Below are 16,419 nucleotides of genomic sequence, written 5' to 3'. Positions count from 1 at the left end.
TCTTCACATCCTAACCGGTGCTGTCGTCATTTTTGGGAAGCGATCAAAAGGGCATTGCCAAGCATTTAAATGTTGTTTTTGGGGTGTCCCGGCCGGGACCGCGGAGCGGCGACAACTTATTAGTTTGCGCCACTTTAACTCCACCCAGATGAAACACCTTACGCGTGGACCGTTGCCGCGATCGACCTTGCGATTTGCAATGCCTCGATGCCAATCTGGCGAAGCAGGCCGGTGGTGGCTGGATTGAAGCCGCAGAAGTATAGACCGTCATTTCCCGGCTGAAGCTCGTCCCTTGCCGGCTTCCCGGCATTCGAAAACCGGTCCGCCAAATCCGGTAGAAATGTTTCGAGAGATGGCCTATAGCCGGTCGCCAGCACAATCGCATCGAAGTCAGCGGATCGATCATTGACGAAGAACACGCTCGCACCGTCCGACATTTCGATACCGGGGTACACCTTGATCCGACCATCCCTGATTTTCGCGATGGTACCGATGTCGATCAGGGGAGTCCGGCCTTGCTCTATCATCGTGGTCAGAGGACCTTGCCGGGAGCGCTTGAGACCGAGTTCCTCGATATCGGGGTAGCGTAAATGCAGCATAGGCGCGTTTACCGCGTCGACCATTCTGTGCGGAAAGTGTTGTTGAGCGATGGCGATCGTCGCACTTGGCAGGCCAAAAATCTCTCTCGGTACGACATTGACCGGACGTCGGACCGACATGGCAACATCAAGACCCGCTTCGGCACATTCCAGTGCAATCTCTCCTGCCGAGTTTCCGAAGCCGACGACCAGGATTCGACCTACGTCGAGGGCAGAAGCATTCCGGTATTCGGAAGAGTGAATGATATTTCCTGGAAAATTGTTCTGACCGGCCCAATGCGGTCTGACGGGAGTCCTCGAGAGACCGGTCGCGATTACGACGGCTCTCGCCTCGAATACATTGCCGTCGGTGGTCTCGACAATCCAATCCGTCTTTTTGGCTACGCGCACGACAGTCTTGTCGGTGAGAATTCGAAGGTTGTTTTCCCGCGCATAGCTTTCGAGGTAGTCGATGACCTGCAGTCGCGACGGATATCTCGGGAAGCCAGCGGCCATCGGTCTTCCCGGAAGCGCTGAGTGACGTTTGTCGGTATGGAGGTGAAGACGATCGTAGTGCCGCCGCCACGACGCGCCAATTTTGCTTGTCGCTTCAAGGATGATGGAACGGCAGCCCCTCGCACGAAGAGCCGCGGCGCATGCCAATCCGGCCGGGCCTGCACCAATTATGACTGTCTCCTCGTCAGTCATGTGCAATTCCTCGAGTAAGCTCCTATCTTCAACGCCGAAGGCTACACCATCATCAGGTCCCAAGCCTATACCGACAAGCGTGACGTCTGCGATGCCATTAGTTATTGCGGCTTCGATGGGGAGCCACTGCGTGCCGCCTGAGCCGCCGAATCTTCCCGACTGTTTACGCAGGGAGGCGCAGCAGATTGCCACTATGGCAGCGCGCGGGAAAATGACGCGGTCCTGGGGACCATGCACTCGCCCTCCCCTTGTCAGAGTGGTCTTGATTGTTCGCGGCCTTTGTCAGCTTTTCAGCAGAACGTTGCGAAAACGAGCGCGGCGACTGTCCAATTAGCCGTTCAACATCTGCCACGACGATATCGAAACTGCCCACGCCGGCTGTGTATTCCGCGTGCCTCCCCGCCAACCACCGTTCGCCAGCCAACGAGCTTCCGACAGCGGGAGCAGAGTAGCTCTTTGCGTTTGATCAGATTCGAACCGTCAACCTCGTGGAATTGCTGGTATTGAGCTGATGTTGAAAGACAAGCCACAAGATATTTAACTGCTCGGCGTGTTGCGCCCGTACAGAATGACCATTTGCATAGGACTTGATGAATAACGAAATGGATATGCCGATGACGCTCTTCCTTCAAAACCATTGAACCAATATAAAATACTAAGAAGGCCAGATTATTCGTGTAACAATTCACTCAAGCTTGGAAGTGTTTCGCGGAGTTACACTTTACTGACAAAGAAAAACCTCGCTCACCACACTTGACTTTTCACCCATAGACAGACAAATCCTTGTAGAGTGCGGGGGTAGACTCATGAGATACGCGTGTGGGGGCACAGCGATCGCGTTGGTTGCCTTGTGTTTGACGCAAGCAGCGACGGCGGAGCCTGTTCGGCGGACGGCACAAGCTGCCGGTTCAGTGATCGATCACAAGATGGGCGAGGAAGTCCGCTTCGTCGACCTGTCCAACTGGCAGAATGTCGCGCTCTACCAGGATCTGCTTGGTGGCGACCTGCTGCGCACTAATGCCAGCGGCCAGCTGGCGATCCTTTTCGCCGACCACACCCAGGTCCGTCTCGGCCGAAACTCGGCACTGCAGGTTAAGCAGATGGGTGCCACCGGCGACACGATCCTTAACCTGCAATCCGGCACAATGTGGGCTCGGGCCCAGCGCGGCGGCCAGGGTCTGACGGTGGAAACGCCGGCTGCCGCGGCCGCTATTCGAGGTACAGACTGGACGCTGACGGTCAAGGGCGATCAGACGTCGCTGATCGTGCTGGAAGGTCGTGTGGAGTTCAAGAATGAGCATGGCAGCGTCGAGGTCGCGCAAGGCGAGGCTGCCGTTGCCAGAATCGGGCAGGCGCCGCGTAAGCTCGTGATCGTAACCCCCGATGACCGCGAGCAGATGCTCTTCTATCTGACATTGCGCAGCGGCTTCACCTTCATGCCTGCCTCGCCCTTACCGATCCGCGAGATGCGTTCTAAGCGCGACGGCATCGAGGCGAAGGCGCCGGGTGTCAGAAACGCGGAGGAATGGGTGACACTCGCCGAAGCGCAAATGTCGCTCGATGGGCGGCGGAAGGCGCTGGAATCGCTTGCAAAGGCCCGCACGCTCAAGCTCTCCGCCACCGAGCGTGCGCGCGCCGATCTGATCGAAGCACTGATCGCCGGTGCCGAAAAGCGCTACGACGAAGCCGCAAGATTATTTTCGCGGGCGGAACCCGCGCTCGATCCACAGCGCCGCAGCATCGCCGCCTATGGCGGTTATTACGCGCGCTCGTTGCGCGACCCCAACCACGCGGAAAAACCACCTGCCAACATTAATGGTCCTTATGCCGCCATGATGAAGGCCTATACGGCCGGCTTTCTCGAAGACATTCCAACCGCGATCAAAACGATTAAGGAGGCGGAGGCACGTTATCCGACGGATTCGCGGCTACCAGCCGCGCGCGCACAGCTTGCAATATTAATCAATGATCAGGCCCAGCTGCGCGAGGCGATCGAACGATCGCTTTCGATCGATCCGATGGATCCCGACGGACTGCAGGCACGCGCTCGCATGCGCACAGATTTCGAAGGTGACCTCGATGGCGCGCTTGAAGACCTCAACAACGCGCTCAAGATCGCCCCAGGTTCCTCGATGATCCGGAACGATCTCGGTTTGCTGCAGGATGCCCGCGGGGCCAGCCGAGAATCCGAAGCAGCCTTCAAGACAGCGATAGAACTCGATCCCGACGACCCGATCAGCCACGCAAACCTTGCCGTTTTCTATCTCGATCAATCGCGCATGAAAGAAGCCAAACGCGAGATCGACCTGGCGTTGGCCGCCGACCCCGCATTCGACGTCGCCCTGCTGGCACGCGGGCGTTATTATCTGCAGACGGGTGAGATGGATAAAGCGATCGACGATCTGCTGGCCGCCTCGACTGCCAACCCAGGCTATTCGCAAGCGCAGTTGATGCTCGCCGCTGGACATTACGAAAAGGGTGAGCGGGATCCGTCAAACCAGGCTCTCGACAACGCCGATCGGCTCGACAAGAACGATCCCGCCATCTCATCTTTTCGGACGGCCTTGGCCATCGATGACTATGATGCGGATGGCGCGATCCGAAATGCTCAAGAATTCCTGAGGCGTTCGAAAGCTCGTGGCGGCCACTATGGCTCGCTCGGGGCCAATCAAGATGCCGGCTCGACGCTCAACAATGCATTCCGCTTGCAGGGACTCAATGCTTGGGGTCGATATTATGGCGATGCGGTTTTCGATCCATTCGTGGGCAGCGGCTACGTCGACCAATCGATCCGAGGCAATATCAGGCCCTTCGCCAATGCGGAGATCTTCGATGAGGAGATCGATCCCTTCAAGCTCGGTCCGAACAGCTTCTCGGCGCTGCTCTAGGGACTGCTGCTGGACCCGCATATGCTTTCGGGCCGATCGCGCTCGGCCAACCTCCTGCGGCGTCCGTTTCTGGAAGGCTCGCTCGGTGCGGGCATGATGCATTCGGCAGGCAATAACAAGCTCATTGGCGAAGCTGAAATTCAAAGCTTCGCCAATGAGCCCTTCCCGATCAGCGGCTTTGCGAACATCACTTGGGATCAGATCCCCACGGCAGGCCAGGATCAATCGTTCGCCGAAGGCCTATTTGGGCCTAATACATTCAGCGGCGATATTCGAACTCTGTCTGGCAACGGATATCTAACCGCCACCCCCAACCCCGATGACCGCGTCGTTCTCTATGCAAATCGCTCCGACAGCAAAGTCGATCGCGATTTGGCATTTCCGCTGGCACCGTTCGAGCAAAATGGCGATGCGGATAATAAGACGACGGCTGCCGGCCTCGGCTGGAGCCATACGTTCGGCTACCGCGATGTCATGAATGCGGCAGTCTTCTACACAGATACGGATCAGAACCTGACCCAGATGTTCGGCCCGCCGCCGATATTGGACCGAACCGCGAAGGCTTCGCAAAGGAACTACGTGGCCGCCGTCAACCACCTCTACGGCGATGGCGATCTGACATGGCGCTATGGTTTGGAAGGCGGGTTCATCGAACTCAAAGCTTCGGATGAAATTTCGGGTACAGCGATATCGGCTCCCGTTGATGAAAGGATCGACATAGGACGCGCCTATATCGATCTCATCCACGAGATCAACCCACAGGTCAAAGCGGAATACGCTCTTTTTGGCACGCTTATGGACGGCAAAACGACAGACGTCAAACGCCTGGAACCCCGCCTCGGGGGAGCCTGGGCGCCGGCGGAGGGTCAATGGCTAAGGGCGGCGTTCATGCGCGAGAGCTTCGACTTCGGTTCGCCGACGCTCTCGCCGATTGGCGTCCTCGGCCTGCAACCGCTTCAGCCGCTTCTCGGTGCCAATGGCTATACCGATACGATTGCCCTGCAATGGGATGCTCAGTGGACGGATTATTTGTTCACGAGTCTCGATTATCAGCACCAGGAAATTCGCGATCTGAATTTGGCGTATCCGGCAAGCGCACCGTTTATTTTTCCGTTTACATTTGGCACCAGTATCGACGATGGCCGCATTGATCGGGTCAGCGCGACAACAAACATTGCCCTTGGCAACGGCTTCGGAATTTCGGCAACTGCGGCCTATGCGGATTCAAGGGACAATGATCCGACAAGCCCGACATTCGGGAGATCTCTGCCTTATGTGCCGAACAACTCAGGCCAGCTCGCCCTTACATGGGTAAACGAGGCCAACGTAAAGATCACCGTGGCAGCGAACTATACCGGTGAGCGTCAAGGCATCGATCCATTTCTGGGCAGCGTCCGTCTCGATGACTATTGGACACTCGACGCCAATCTCATTTGGGAGCCACTCGACAAGCGCTTTGCGCTCGAGGTCGCGGCCTTCAACCTGCTCGACAAAGGTTTCGAAATATCACCAGGTGTCGCGGGCTGGGGCCGTGCCGTAAAGGGCACACTCAAAGTGCGGTTCTGATGAAAGCAGGTTCCACATTCGGCCCGTCTTCACGCGCTTCTGCCTGGCTATTGGGCAGCCGTGGTCTCCGGCTGCTTATGCTGGTTCTCGCGACACTGATCGGAATCTCGCTGCTTTCGCGCCTGCCGGCCTGGCCGCTGCTGGAACTCAAGTCCTTCGATTATCTATCGACGGTCGATGACCCGCAGTCGCCGGAAGGCGGACCGGTAATTGTAGCAATCGACGAACCATCGCTTGCAGCCATCAATGCGCAATGGCCATGGCCGCGCCGCCTGCATGCCGAGTTGATCCGGCGATTGCGTGCGGCCGGCGCAAAGGCTATTGGCCTCGATATCATCATGGCGGAGCCCTCGACGGCCGAACAGGACGCGGAGATCACTGCCGCTGTCGGTCCGGACGTCGTGCTTGCAGGCGATGAAACGCTGATCCGGACGCCGCAGGCCGATCAGCTCGTGCGAGCAACGCCGCTTCCACAGTTGACGGCAGCCGGTGCTCGGACAGGCATTGCGTCGATCGAGCTCGGAGGCGATGGCGTCTTTCGCACCATTCCGCTCTACGAGGATGGCTTTGCCATCACCCTCCTGCGTGCAACCGGCGATGATGCGGCACCAATTCCACAAAACGCGATGATCCAATCGTTTGGAGCGGCACGCAGCTATCCGACGGTCTCCTATTACCAGGCGCTAGATCCAGAAAACTTCCTCCCCGCGGGTATCTTCAAGGATCGCGTCGTGCTGATCGGCCTCAGCCTTCAGAACGCGCCTGAAATCGATAAGGGTGGCGCCGACGCTTTCGCGACACCCTATACGATGCATACAGGTAAACTCACCGCCGGCGTTGAAATCCAGGCGACAATCTATGACAATCTCCGCCGGAAGCTCGCGATCGCTCAGACAGGTCCTGCGCCTTTCGCCGGCTTCATTCTGCTGGCAGCCTTGCTGGCCGCCGCAACGGTTTGGAGGGCGACCGGCTGGCTTACTCTTGCCGCAGCGATCGTCGCATTCTTCGTTTTTGGCGCTCTTTGCTATGCCGGTGTCCGATTCGGTCACTTCTTCGTTTCGCCGCTGGGGCCAACCGTTGCTTATGCCACGGTAGCGTTTGGTCAAGCCGCGCTTGATTTTGCGGAAGAGCGCAGAAACAAGCAGCGGATTACCAGGGCTTTCTCGCACTATATTTCGCCCGACCTGGTCAAGAAGCTGTCGGACGACCCCTCGCAACTGAAGCTCGGCGGCGAGAGGCGCACGCTCTCGGTGCTTTTTTCCGATGTGCGCGGCTTTACTGCGATCGCGGAAACCATGAAGGACGATCCGGAGAAACTTACCGGTCTCATCAATCGGCTGCTGACGCCCCTGTCAGACATCGTCATGGATCACGGTGGAACGATCGACAAATACATGGGCGACTGCATCATGGCTTTTTGGAACGCTCCGCTCGACGACCCCGGGCACGCACTTCATGCGGTCAAGGCGGCGATCGCCATGCAGGCTGCAATAGCAGTGCTCAATAAGCAACTTGAAGCGGAGTCAAAGGTAAGTGGTGCGCCGTTCCACATGCTGAAAATGGGCGTCGGCATCAATACCGGCGACTGCGTCGTCGGTAACATGGGTTCAACCCGGCGTTTCGATTATTCCTGCCTCGGTGACGCCGTCAATCTGGCATCCCGCCTGGAAGGCGAATCTAAGAACTACGGCATTGCCCTTTTGCTCGGAGAGGAAACGGCGCGCCTTGTGAGCGGGATCTACACCATTGTCGAGCTGGATCGGATTGTTGTCAAAGGACGAACCGCTCCATCGCCGGTATTCACGGTCGTTGAAGATGTTCATCCAGACAGCCTAGAAGTTCACAAAGCCTTCCTTGTGGCTAAATACAACAAGACTCTGTCGCCGATCGATGAGCGTATCGAAAAGCTGAAGACGGCGATACCCTACCTCCAGCCATATTACGCCATCGTACAGCACGACATCGCGTCGTTAGAAGATAATGTCCATTTTAGCTCTTATGGGAATCAGAACTCTCGGCACCATATTTAACCTTCACCGCTTTAGTCGAAGTTTTCGTCCGCATCCGGTGGGGTCAATGTTCAGTGCTGATTGATACGGCATCTCCGCCGTGCGCCCATGACCGGTAGATATCCCCCCGCGTCGACTGCGACGAGCCTAGGCGCCGTTGCCTTTTTGGCAATCAATAGTGCGCATAATTGTTCTTTATTAGAACACTGAATTCCCCCATCATCCCTGCCATTGGTGGATAACGAGACGAAAAGTCCGATCGCCCAATCAACAGGGGAACTATCAGCATGTCTCAATTCATGATGAATCGCCGTCGTTTCCTGTCCAATGCTGCTTTGGTCGGGGGCGTCGCCGCGACGCAGACTTTCATCGGCATCCGGGCTGGCAAAGCGGCCGATGTCGCGGAGGTCCGCATGCAGCTCGGGTGGCTCGCCTCCAACGGCCTGATCGGCGAAGTTGCTGCGCAAAAGAAGGGCTTCTTTACCGAACAGGGCATCAACCTCACCATTGTGCCGGGCGGTCCGAATGTCGATGGCGTTGCCGGCGTTGCGGCCGGACAATCCACCATCGGGCAGATTTCCTCCAGCCCGTCGGTCATGCTCGCGCGCTCGGCCGGCATGCCGGTCAAGGCGTTTCTGGCTGGTTATCGCAAGCACCCCTTTACCTATTTCTCGCTGAAGAAGGCACCGATCCGCGAACCGAAGGACATGATCGGCAAGACGATTGCCACCCAGCCGACAGCCTTCATCCTGCTGCGCGCCCTCCTCGCCCAGAACGGCATTCCGGAGGACAAGGTGAAGATGGTCAACATGGGCTCCGACATGAACCAGCTGATGACCGGGCAGGCCGATGCCGTCACCGGTTGGGTGACGAACACGAATGCGCTGAAGGTGCTCGGAGACGACCGCGTCGACATGATGTTGTGGGATGCCGGTCTGCAGCTCTACGCCAACGTCTATTATACGACCGATGAACAGCTCGACAAACATTCCGACGTGCTGGTGCGCTTCACCACGGCCGCCGCCAAGGGTTGGGGTTATGTGCGCGACCATCCGGAAGAAGCGGTCGACATGCTGGTCGATGCCTATCCCAACCTCGACAAGGCCAGCGAGCTCGAGGCCGTCCACCCGGTCATCGATTTCTCCTTCGGCGACAGCACCAAGCAGACCGGCTGGGGTGCCATGAACAAGGACAATTGGGCCGCCCAGATCAAGGCCTATGCCGATCTCAAGCAGTTTGCCGGCGCCATACCGACCGTCGACGACGTCGCCACCATGGCGATCCTCGACGCGACGACCGATATCCGCAAGCAGATCGGGTGAATGTCATGATGAGCGCCGCCACCATCAAGCAACCACATCCGCTACCAGCAGCCAAAACGACAAGGCTCGCGGTTTCCATTCGGGATCTCGACATTCGCTTCGGCGACAAGGGCAACGAGTTCACCGCTCTCTCCAAGGTGTCCGTCGATATTCCGGAGGGGTCGTTCGTCACCATGCTCGGGCCATCCGGCTGCGGCAAGTCGACCTTGCTGCGCTGTATTGCCGATCTCGTTGACATCAGCGACGGTTCGGTTTCGGTGTTCGGCCGGCCACCACGAGAGGCACGTCAGGGTCGCGATTTTGCCTTCGTCTTCCAGGAAGCGACGCTGCTGCCGTGGCGCAGCGTCATCGACAATGTTCGCCTGCCGCTGGAAGTCGGCAGGCACGATAAAAGCTCCTACGCCGATCCCATGGAGCTGCTCGCCCTCGTCGGCCTCAAGGGACGCGAAAATGCCCTGCCGCACGAATTGTCGGGCGGCATGCGCCAGCGCGTCGCCATCGCCCGCGCCCTGATAACCAAGCCGCGTATTCTTTTAATGGATGAGCCTTTCGGCGCTCTGGACGAAATCACCCGGGACAAGCTCAATGAGGAACTGCTTCGCATCTGGCGCGAAACCGGCACGACCATCGTTTTCGTCACCCACTCCATCCCGGAGGCGGTTTTCCTCGGTCAGCACGTGCTGATGCTGCAGGCACATCCCGGCCGGGTGAAGGAGTTCATGAAGGTCGATCTTCCCTTTCCCCGCGCCCTTGCGATGCGCGACACGGTCGACTTCATCAAAGTGACCGCGCATCTGCGCGCACTGCTGGAGGAATGCATATGAGCAACGCCGTGCACTCTGACTTCGGCCGTATCGCGAAGACGCCGCGCAAAGTCGCTATCCTCGACGCAACTGTGGGCGTTCTCTCCTCGCACATGCCGGCGATCCTTGCGGCACTTGGCTGCATCGTGGTTTGGCAGGCGGTCATATGGATCTTCAAGATCCCGACCTTCATGGCGCCGAGCCCGCTCGATGTTCTCTACGCCTTTCGCGACAATGCCGCGACGCTGACGAGAAACTTCCTGCCGACCGTGCTCGAGGCCGTTCTCGGTTTCGTCTTCGGCAATCTCGTCGCCATCTTGCTGGCGATCTGGTTCGTCCACAGCACGACGGCCGAGAAGGCCTTCTATCCGATCGCCGTCTTCGTCAAGGCGATCCCGATCATCGCGCTGGCGCCGATCCTCGTCCTGATCTTCGGTAACGGCGTTGCCCCGAAGATCATCATCGCCGGCCTGATCTGCTTCTTCCCGACGTTGGTCAACATGGTCCAGGGGTTACGCTCCGCGAGCCCCGCAATGCTCGACCTGATGCGGGTGCTTTCTGCCAGCAATTCAGAGATCCTCTGGAAGGTTCGTCTCCCCAGCTCACTGCCATTCGTGTTCGCCGCGCTGAAGATCGCCGCAACGAGCAGCGTTATGGGCGCGATCGTGGCGGAATGGATCGGCTCCAGCTTCGGGCTCGGCGCCCTCATTATCGAGGCGACCTATAATTTCCGCTCGCCGCTGCTTTACGCGACGGTCGTCATTGCCGCGCTGCTGGCCGTGATCCTCTTCTTCATCGTCTCGGTCGCCGAGGCGAAGATGATCCGCTGGAAGCCGGCCGGACAGCACTAAAGCTTAGAAACATCGAGGGAACACCAATGGAACAGGTTATTCACCAGCCTGCACGGGATATCCGTGTCGTCGATCGCTCCGATGTGGTCGTGGTCGGCGGCGGCCCGGCAGGCATTGCCGCAGCTGTCTCGGCCGCACGCAACGGCGCCAACGTCACGCTTCTCGAACGCTATCCCTATGTCGGCGGTCTTGCCGCCGGCGGCATGGTGCTCGTGCTCGACGACATGATCAACGAGCTCGAAATCACCGTGCGCGGCATCTGCATGGAGATGATCGAGCGCATGAAGCGCTGGGGACTGTGCGTTACCCCGACCGATCGCGATCGCCTGATCGAATTCCGCGATACGCCGGAGGCCTGGCAGCGCTGGGCGCGCTGGGGCCTCTTCGACTTCCACACCCAGTCGATGCCGCATCCGATCTGCTTTTCGGCCGCCTTCGATCCCGACGCCTTCAAGCGCGCCGCCTATGACATGATCGCCGAAGCGAGGATCAAACTCAGGACCCATAGCTGGTTCTCCTCGGCGATCGTCGAGGATGGCGCAATCAAGGGCGTGATCTGCCAGACCAAGGAAGGCATGCAGGCGATCCTCGGCGATGTCATCATCGATACGACGGGCGATCTCGATGTCGCCGCAAGCGCGGGGGCGTCCCATGTCGAATCTAACTTCATCCTGACGACGGTCTCGCGCTGGGGCGGCGTCGATACGGAAGCGGCGGAGCGTTTCGAACAGCAGGAACCGCAAGCCTTCAAGGCGCTCGATCATGAAGCCAAGCGGCTGATCGGTGGCTGCTGGTCCTTCTGGTGGCTGAAGACACCGCTTCCCGGCGTCGTCTGGCTGAACTGCCCGCATATGCCAACGCTGAGTGGTCTGAAGGTCGATGATCTGACCAAGGCGGAGATGGAAGGCCGCTCAAGAATCGCAAAGTTGCTCGATTTCGCGCGGGAAAAGATGCCCGGCTTCGAGAATGCCTATGTCGTCGACTTCGCACCGCAGACCGGCGTGCGTCAGACACGGCTGCTGCAGGGAGATTATGTCGTGACGAAGGACGACGTCATGACCCGCCGGCATTTTGCCGACACGGTCTGCCGCGGCCGCGATTACTACACGCCCTACCGCTCGATGCTGCCGAAGGAGATCGACCAGCTGATCGTCGCCGGCCGGCATTATTCGGCAACGCCGCAGGCGCAGAAATCCAGCCGCGAGATCCCGCCGTGCATGGCGATGGGCGAAGCGGCCGGCGTCGCCGCAACGGTTGCCCTCAATGCCGGCACGACCGTTCGCAAGGCCGATATCAGGGCAATTCAGAAACAGATGCGGGCTCAGGGCGCCGATCCCGGCGACATCCCCTCGGAGAACGCGACATATTTGGAGGCTGCAGAATGACGACCTTGCCACTCGACGGAATCCGTGTGATCGATTTCACGCAGGTCATGCTCGGCCCTTCCTGCACGCAGGTCCTGGCCGATTATGGCGCCGAAGTCATCAAGATCGAAAAGGTGAAGATCGGCGATCTCTCCCGTTGGTCGCTGGGCTCCGATCCGGACGGGCTCAACAACCCGGTTTTCTGCTCCTTGAACCGCAACAAGAAGAGCCTCGCGCTCGATCTGAAGGATGCCGGCGCGCGCAAGACCGCCCAGGCGCTGCTCGAAACGGCGGATGTCGTCGTCAACAATTTCCGGCCCGGCGTGATGGAACGCATGGGCTTCGGCTACGAAGACCTGAAAAAGATCAATCCCCGCCTGATCTATGCCGTTGGCACCGGCTTCGGACTGACCGGCCCCTATCAGCACAAGGGTGGCCAGGACGTGCTGGCGCAGGCCGTCTCCGGTGTCATGCGCCGCAAGTCGGACAACAGCCACCCGACCTCGATCTATGCCACGCCGCTTGCCGATTATTCGGCCGGCATGCACCTCGTTCAGGGCATCCTGCTTGCCCTTCTGCAGCGCGACAAGACGGGTGTGGGACAGCAGGTGGCCGTCAGCCTCTACAACTCCATGATCGCTATGCAGATGCAGGAGGGTACGACGCATCTAATGCGGCAGAAGGACCTGAACTGGGGTGCTTTCCCGCTGACGGGCGTCTTCGAAACGACGGACAGTGCAATCGTCATGGTCGGCGCTTTCAAGCAGAACCCCTTGCGCGATATCTGCGAGGCGCTTGAGATCGAGGACCTCTCGCAATATCCGCACTACAAGGATTTCGATGCGCAAATGGCACGGCGACCGGAATTGCAGGCGATCTTCCGCGACAACTTCGCCAAAAACAGCACGGCGCACTGGATCGCACGGCTGGAAGGCGTCGACATCCTCTGCGCGCCGGTGCGTTCGCTCCCCGAGGCGCTGAAGGACGAGCAGACGATCATCAACAAGATGATCCTCGAGGCCGGCGAAACCGCGGCCGGTCCGATTCGCCTGATCGGTTCGCCGATCGACATGTCGGCTGCTCAGGTGACTGTTCGGATCGCGCCGCCGCAGCTCGGTCAGCACAATGAGGAAATTCTGGCCTCGCTTTCCGAGGTGCAGGGAGACGCCGCATGAGCGTTACCTTCACCGTAGAAGACCGCGTCGCCCGCGTCACGCTGGATCGGCCCGACCGGATGAACGCCGTCGATGCCGAGACAGAAGCCGAACTTGAGGCGATCTGGACGGAGATCGAGAGGCGCGACGATATCAGCTGCGTCGTCTTGACCGGCTCCGGCGAAAAGGCTTTTTGCACAGGCGCGGATCTGAAGGGCGGAAGCGGCAGTTCCGGCGTCGATTATTGGACCGTCGGGCGGGAAAGCGGCTTTGGCGGCCTCGCCTTCCGCCGCTCGCTCGACGTGCCCGTCATCGCCCGCGTCAACGGCTATGCGCTTGGCGGCGGTTTCGAAATGGTGCTCGGCTGCGATATCGTCATTGCGGTGGAAACAGCACGCTTCGGCCTGCCGGAAGCGCGCGTCGGCCGCATGCCGCTCGATGGCGGCATGGTGCTCCTGCAACGCAAGATCCCGTTCAACCGCGCCATGGCCGTGATGCTGACGGGGCGGCAGTTCAGCTCCCACGAGATGGCAAGCTTTGGTGTCGTCAACGAAGTAGTGTCGGCTGGCGAACTCGATGCGGCTGTCGATCGCTGGGTCGCCGACATCGTCGCCTGCGCGCCGCTGTCGCTGCGGGCGATCAAGCAGACGGTCAATCGCACCGCGCATTTGAGCCCGGCCGAGGCGCAGGCGCTACGGACGCCGGCCCTCATCAAGGCGTTGAAAAGCGACGATGCCATAGAGGGGGTTACGGCCTTCCGCGAGAAGCGTGCGCCCGTTTGGCGCGGCAGATAGGCATGCTATAGCTTCGAGATCGCCGAGGGCTTTTCATGCATGCCAGCATCCTGAAATATTTCACCGAGGTCGCACGCTCGGGATCCATCCGCAAGGCATCCGAAGAGCTGCATGTGGCAACCTCCGCCGTCAGCCGCCAGATCAAGAAGCTGGAAGACGAGCTTGGGACACCATTGTTCGAGCGCTTTTCCGACGGTTTGCGGCTGACATCTGCCGGCGAAATCGTGCTGCGCCATGCCAAGGAGACGCTGCAGGACTTCGAAGTAATGAAGTCCAATCTCGGTGACCTTCAGGGAAAGAATACGGGCCGTGTCCATATCGCCGCCCTCGACAGCCTGCTCGTTACGTTTCTTCCTGATTTCATCAAGAGGTTTCATAGGCTGCATCCTGCGGTCGACTTTCGCGTCCGAGCGGGAGCCTATAACAATATTTTTCATTTCATGGCGGCTGGCGACATTGATATCGGCATTAGCTTTGACCTCGCGACCCCACATGATCTGAAGCTTGTGGGCTCCATCCGCACAGCCTTCATGGCCATGGTCGCTTCATCGCATCCACTGGCGCGGGCTAAATCGGTGACGTTGCCAGAATGCGCTCAATATAAGCTGCTTCTGGCGCTCGACAGCGAAGTCGTCAGTTCGGCGATAGCAGTCGAACTTGCAGGACTCAATCGCGTGGGGCGAACCTTGGTCGCATCCAACAATCCAATCCTCCTCAAACCACTCATCATGTCGGGTGATGGGATTGGTTTTTTTACCCCGGTTGGACTCTGGCCGGAAATCCAGACGGGCGAAATCGTTGCCATTCCGATTCGGGACTTCAAACTCAGCACTGTCGATATCGCTATTTTCGTGCCGCGCGATCGGCATCTAACCCATGCCAGCCAGGCAGTCATCGAGCTGCTTAATACTGAGCTGCGCAGGTTCGGCGAGGATTTGAGAGCCATCGTCAGCAGATGAGAAAAGCATGAAAAAGATCCGCCTGCTAAAATGCCCTGGTCATGGCCCGGCCATACACTTCGATAGATTGACAGACCTGCCATCGCAATTTGGTGCAACGGCGGTACTGGCTGGCGATCTGATCATGCCGACACCTGTCAATGCCCACGATCATGGCTACGGCATCCGTACCCTTGATTTTGGCGCGGTCGACGACGCGCTTGAGATGTGGATACCGGGCTTGAGGCTGCGGCCGCGAACGGATCCCTATCTCGAGGCGCTTATCGCCTTCGGCCGGCTGGCCAAAACCGGCGTCGGGGCGACGATGCACTGCCATAACTCGCTCAATGTCGATCGTCTGGTCGATGAGGCAAGCGCGGTCATGCGGGCCGCGGGCGATATCGGCATTCGACTTGCGCTTTCCTGCCCGCTGCTCGACCATGATGCCTGGGCCTATGATGGCGGGCCGCAACGGCTCAAATCCTTTCTGCCGGCAAGTGACTGGGAGGTGTTGGAGCCGACCATTCCGGCCTACGTTTCGATCTCCACCCAACTTGCAGCCGTCGAGGCGGTCGCTGCGGCCAACACCAGCCCCCTGGTCGATGTGCAGTATGGGCCTATCGGACCACAATGGTGCTCGAACGCGCTTCTGGAGGCGATTGCGGAGGCTTCCGCGCATCATAATCGACGCATCCACATGCATCTGCTCGAAAGTCCGCGCCAACGCGTCTGGCTCGACCGCCGCTTTCCCGAGGGCGTCGTCACCTATCTCGACAGCATAGGCTTCCTGTCGCCGCGGCTCGCCATTGCCCATGGCGTCCAATTGCGTCCAGACGAGCTTGAACTGCTTGCCGAGCGCGGGGTGCAGCTTGTTAGCAATCCCTCAGCCAATCTGCGCCTTCGCTCGGGCATCACTCCGATCGCCTCCGCGCTAGAGATCGGTGGCCCACCCTTTGCGATCGGCCTTGATGGTACCGGATTGGACGACGATCAGGATCTCTGGCGCGAGATGCGGCTTCTCTATCTCCTGCAGGGCGGTCGCGGCCTGACACGACGATTGACGGCGCAGAATGTGTTCGATGCCGCCATCCGAGTGGGCGGCCAAGTGATCAATGCCAACCAAGCCGAAGACTTCACCATCGTCGACTATCAGGCCCTGATTGCCGACGCCCTGTTCGACGATATCGACGAAGCGGAAATCCTGTTGACGCGCATGAGCGCCAAGTACGCCAAGGGGCTCATCGTCGCGGGCCGGGATGTGATGCGCCGGGGAGAATTGACAGGCATCGACTTCGACGCAGCCCTGTCCGAACTTGGGGCACAGGCAAGAGCTGACCTGCCAAGGCTTGAAGAGCAGCGTCCTCTTGTCCGAGCTTTATCCGAAGCGACTCGCGCCTATTATGCAACCTGGCCCGGAATCTCGTGATACCGGGCCAGGCGGAGA

General features: G+C 59.2%; 10 protein-coding genes and 1 pseudogene. 10 read left to right on the top strand and 1 reads right to left on the bottom strand.

Features of this window, described 5'->3' with window-relative positions; genetic code table 11:
- Nucleotides 1–158 precede the first annotated feature (158 nt).
- A complete protein-coding gene (locus AC13QE_RS17600) occupies nt 159–1,286 on the bottom strand; it encodes a flavin-containing monooxygenase (protein WP_488484640.1) in 1,128 nt (375 codons plus the stop codon).
- 806 nt (nt 1,287–2,092) lie between these two features.
- Here AC13QE_RS17600 and AC13QE_RS17595 point away from each other — a divergent pair.
- The 10 genes and pseudogenes from AC13QE_RS17595 (at nt 2,093) to AC13QE_RS17550 (ending at nt 16,401) form a co-directional block, all read left to right on the top strand.
- Nucleotides 2,093–5,740, top strand: a pseudogene (locus AC13QE_RS17595) (FecR domain-containing protein).
- Nucleotides 5,740–7,770, top strand: a complete 2,031-nt coding sequence (locus AC13QE_RS17590) for a CHASE2 domain-containing protein (protein WP_488484639.1) — start codon at nt 5,740–5,742, stop codon at nt 7,768–7,770. Before AC13QE_RS17595 ends, AC13QE_RS17590 begins: the two are co-directional and overlap by 1 nt.
- A 266-nt stretch (nt 7,771–8,036) precedes the next feature.
- A complete protein-coding gene (locus AC13QE_RS17585) occupies nt 8,037–9,071 on the top strand; it encodes an ABC transporter substrate-binding protein (RefSeq protein ID WP_488484638.1) in 1,035 nt (344 codons plus the stop codon).
- 5 nt (nt 9,072–9,076) lie between these two features.
- Nucleotides 9,077–9,895, top strand: coding sequence for an ABC transporter ATP-binding protein (locus AC13QE_RS17580; RefSeq protein WP_488484637.1), 819 nt, complete (start codon nt 9,077–9,079; stop codon nt 9,893–9,895).
- Nucleotides 9,892–10,725: an ABC transporter permease gene (locus AC13QE_RS17575; RefSeq protein WP_488484636.1), complete on the top strand. Its 834-nt coding sequence runs from the start codon at nt 9,892–9,894 to the stop codon at nt 10,723–10,725. Before AC13QE_RS17580 ends, AC13QE_RS17575 begins: the two co-directional genes overlap by 4 nt.
- A gap of 26 nt (nt 10,726–10,751) precedes the next feature.
- A complete protein-coding gene (locus tag AC13QE_RS17570; protein WP_488484635.1) occupies nt 10,752–12,110 on the top strand; it encodes an FAD-dependent oxidoreductase in 1,359 nt (452 codons plus the stop codon).
- A complete protein-coding gene (locus AC13QE_RS17565; RefSeq protein ID WP_488484634.1) occupies nt 12,107–13,264 on the top strand; it encodes a CaiB/BaiF CoA transferase family protein in 1,158 nt (385 codons plus the stop codon). The genes AC13QE_RS17570 and AC13QE_RS17565 overlap by 4 nt, the downstream gene beginning before the upstream one ends.
- Nucleotides 13,261–14,037, top strand: coding sequence for an enoyl-CoA hydratase-related protein (locus tag AC13QE_RS17560; protein WP_488484633.1), 777 nt, complete (start codon nt 13,261–13,263; stop codon nt 14,035–14,037). Before AC13QE_RS17565 ends, AC13QE_RS17560 begins: the two co-directional genes overlap by 4 nt.
- A 35-nt stretch (nt 14,038–14,072) precedes the next feature.
- Nucleotides 14,073–14,996 (top strand): LysR family transcriptional regulator, encoded by a 924-nt coding sequence (locus AC13QE_RS17555; RefSeq protein WP_488484632.1) that lies wholly within the window; start codon nt 14,073–14,075, stop codon nt 14,994–14,996.
- 7 nt (nt 14,997–15,003) lie between these two features.
- The gene (locus AC13QE_RS17550; protein ID WP_488484631.1) at nt 15,004–16,401 is read left to right on the top strand and encodes an amidohydrolase family protein; all 1,398 of its coding nucleotides are present in this window, start codon (nt 15,004–15,006) and stop codon (nt 16,399–16,401) included.
- Nucleotides 16,402–16,419: the final 18 nt, after the last annotated feature.

The sequence above is a fragment of the Martinezella sp. CNPSo 3957 genome, assembly GCF_057784395.1.
This window is presented reverse-complemented; position numbering and strand designations above follow the sequence as displayed.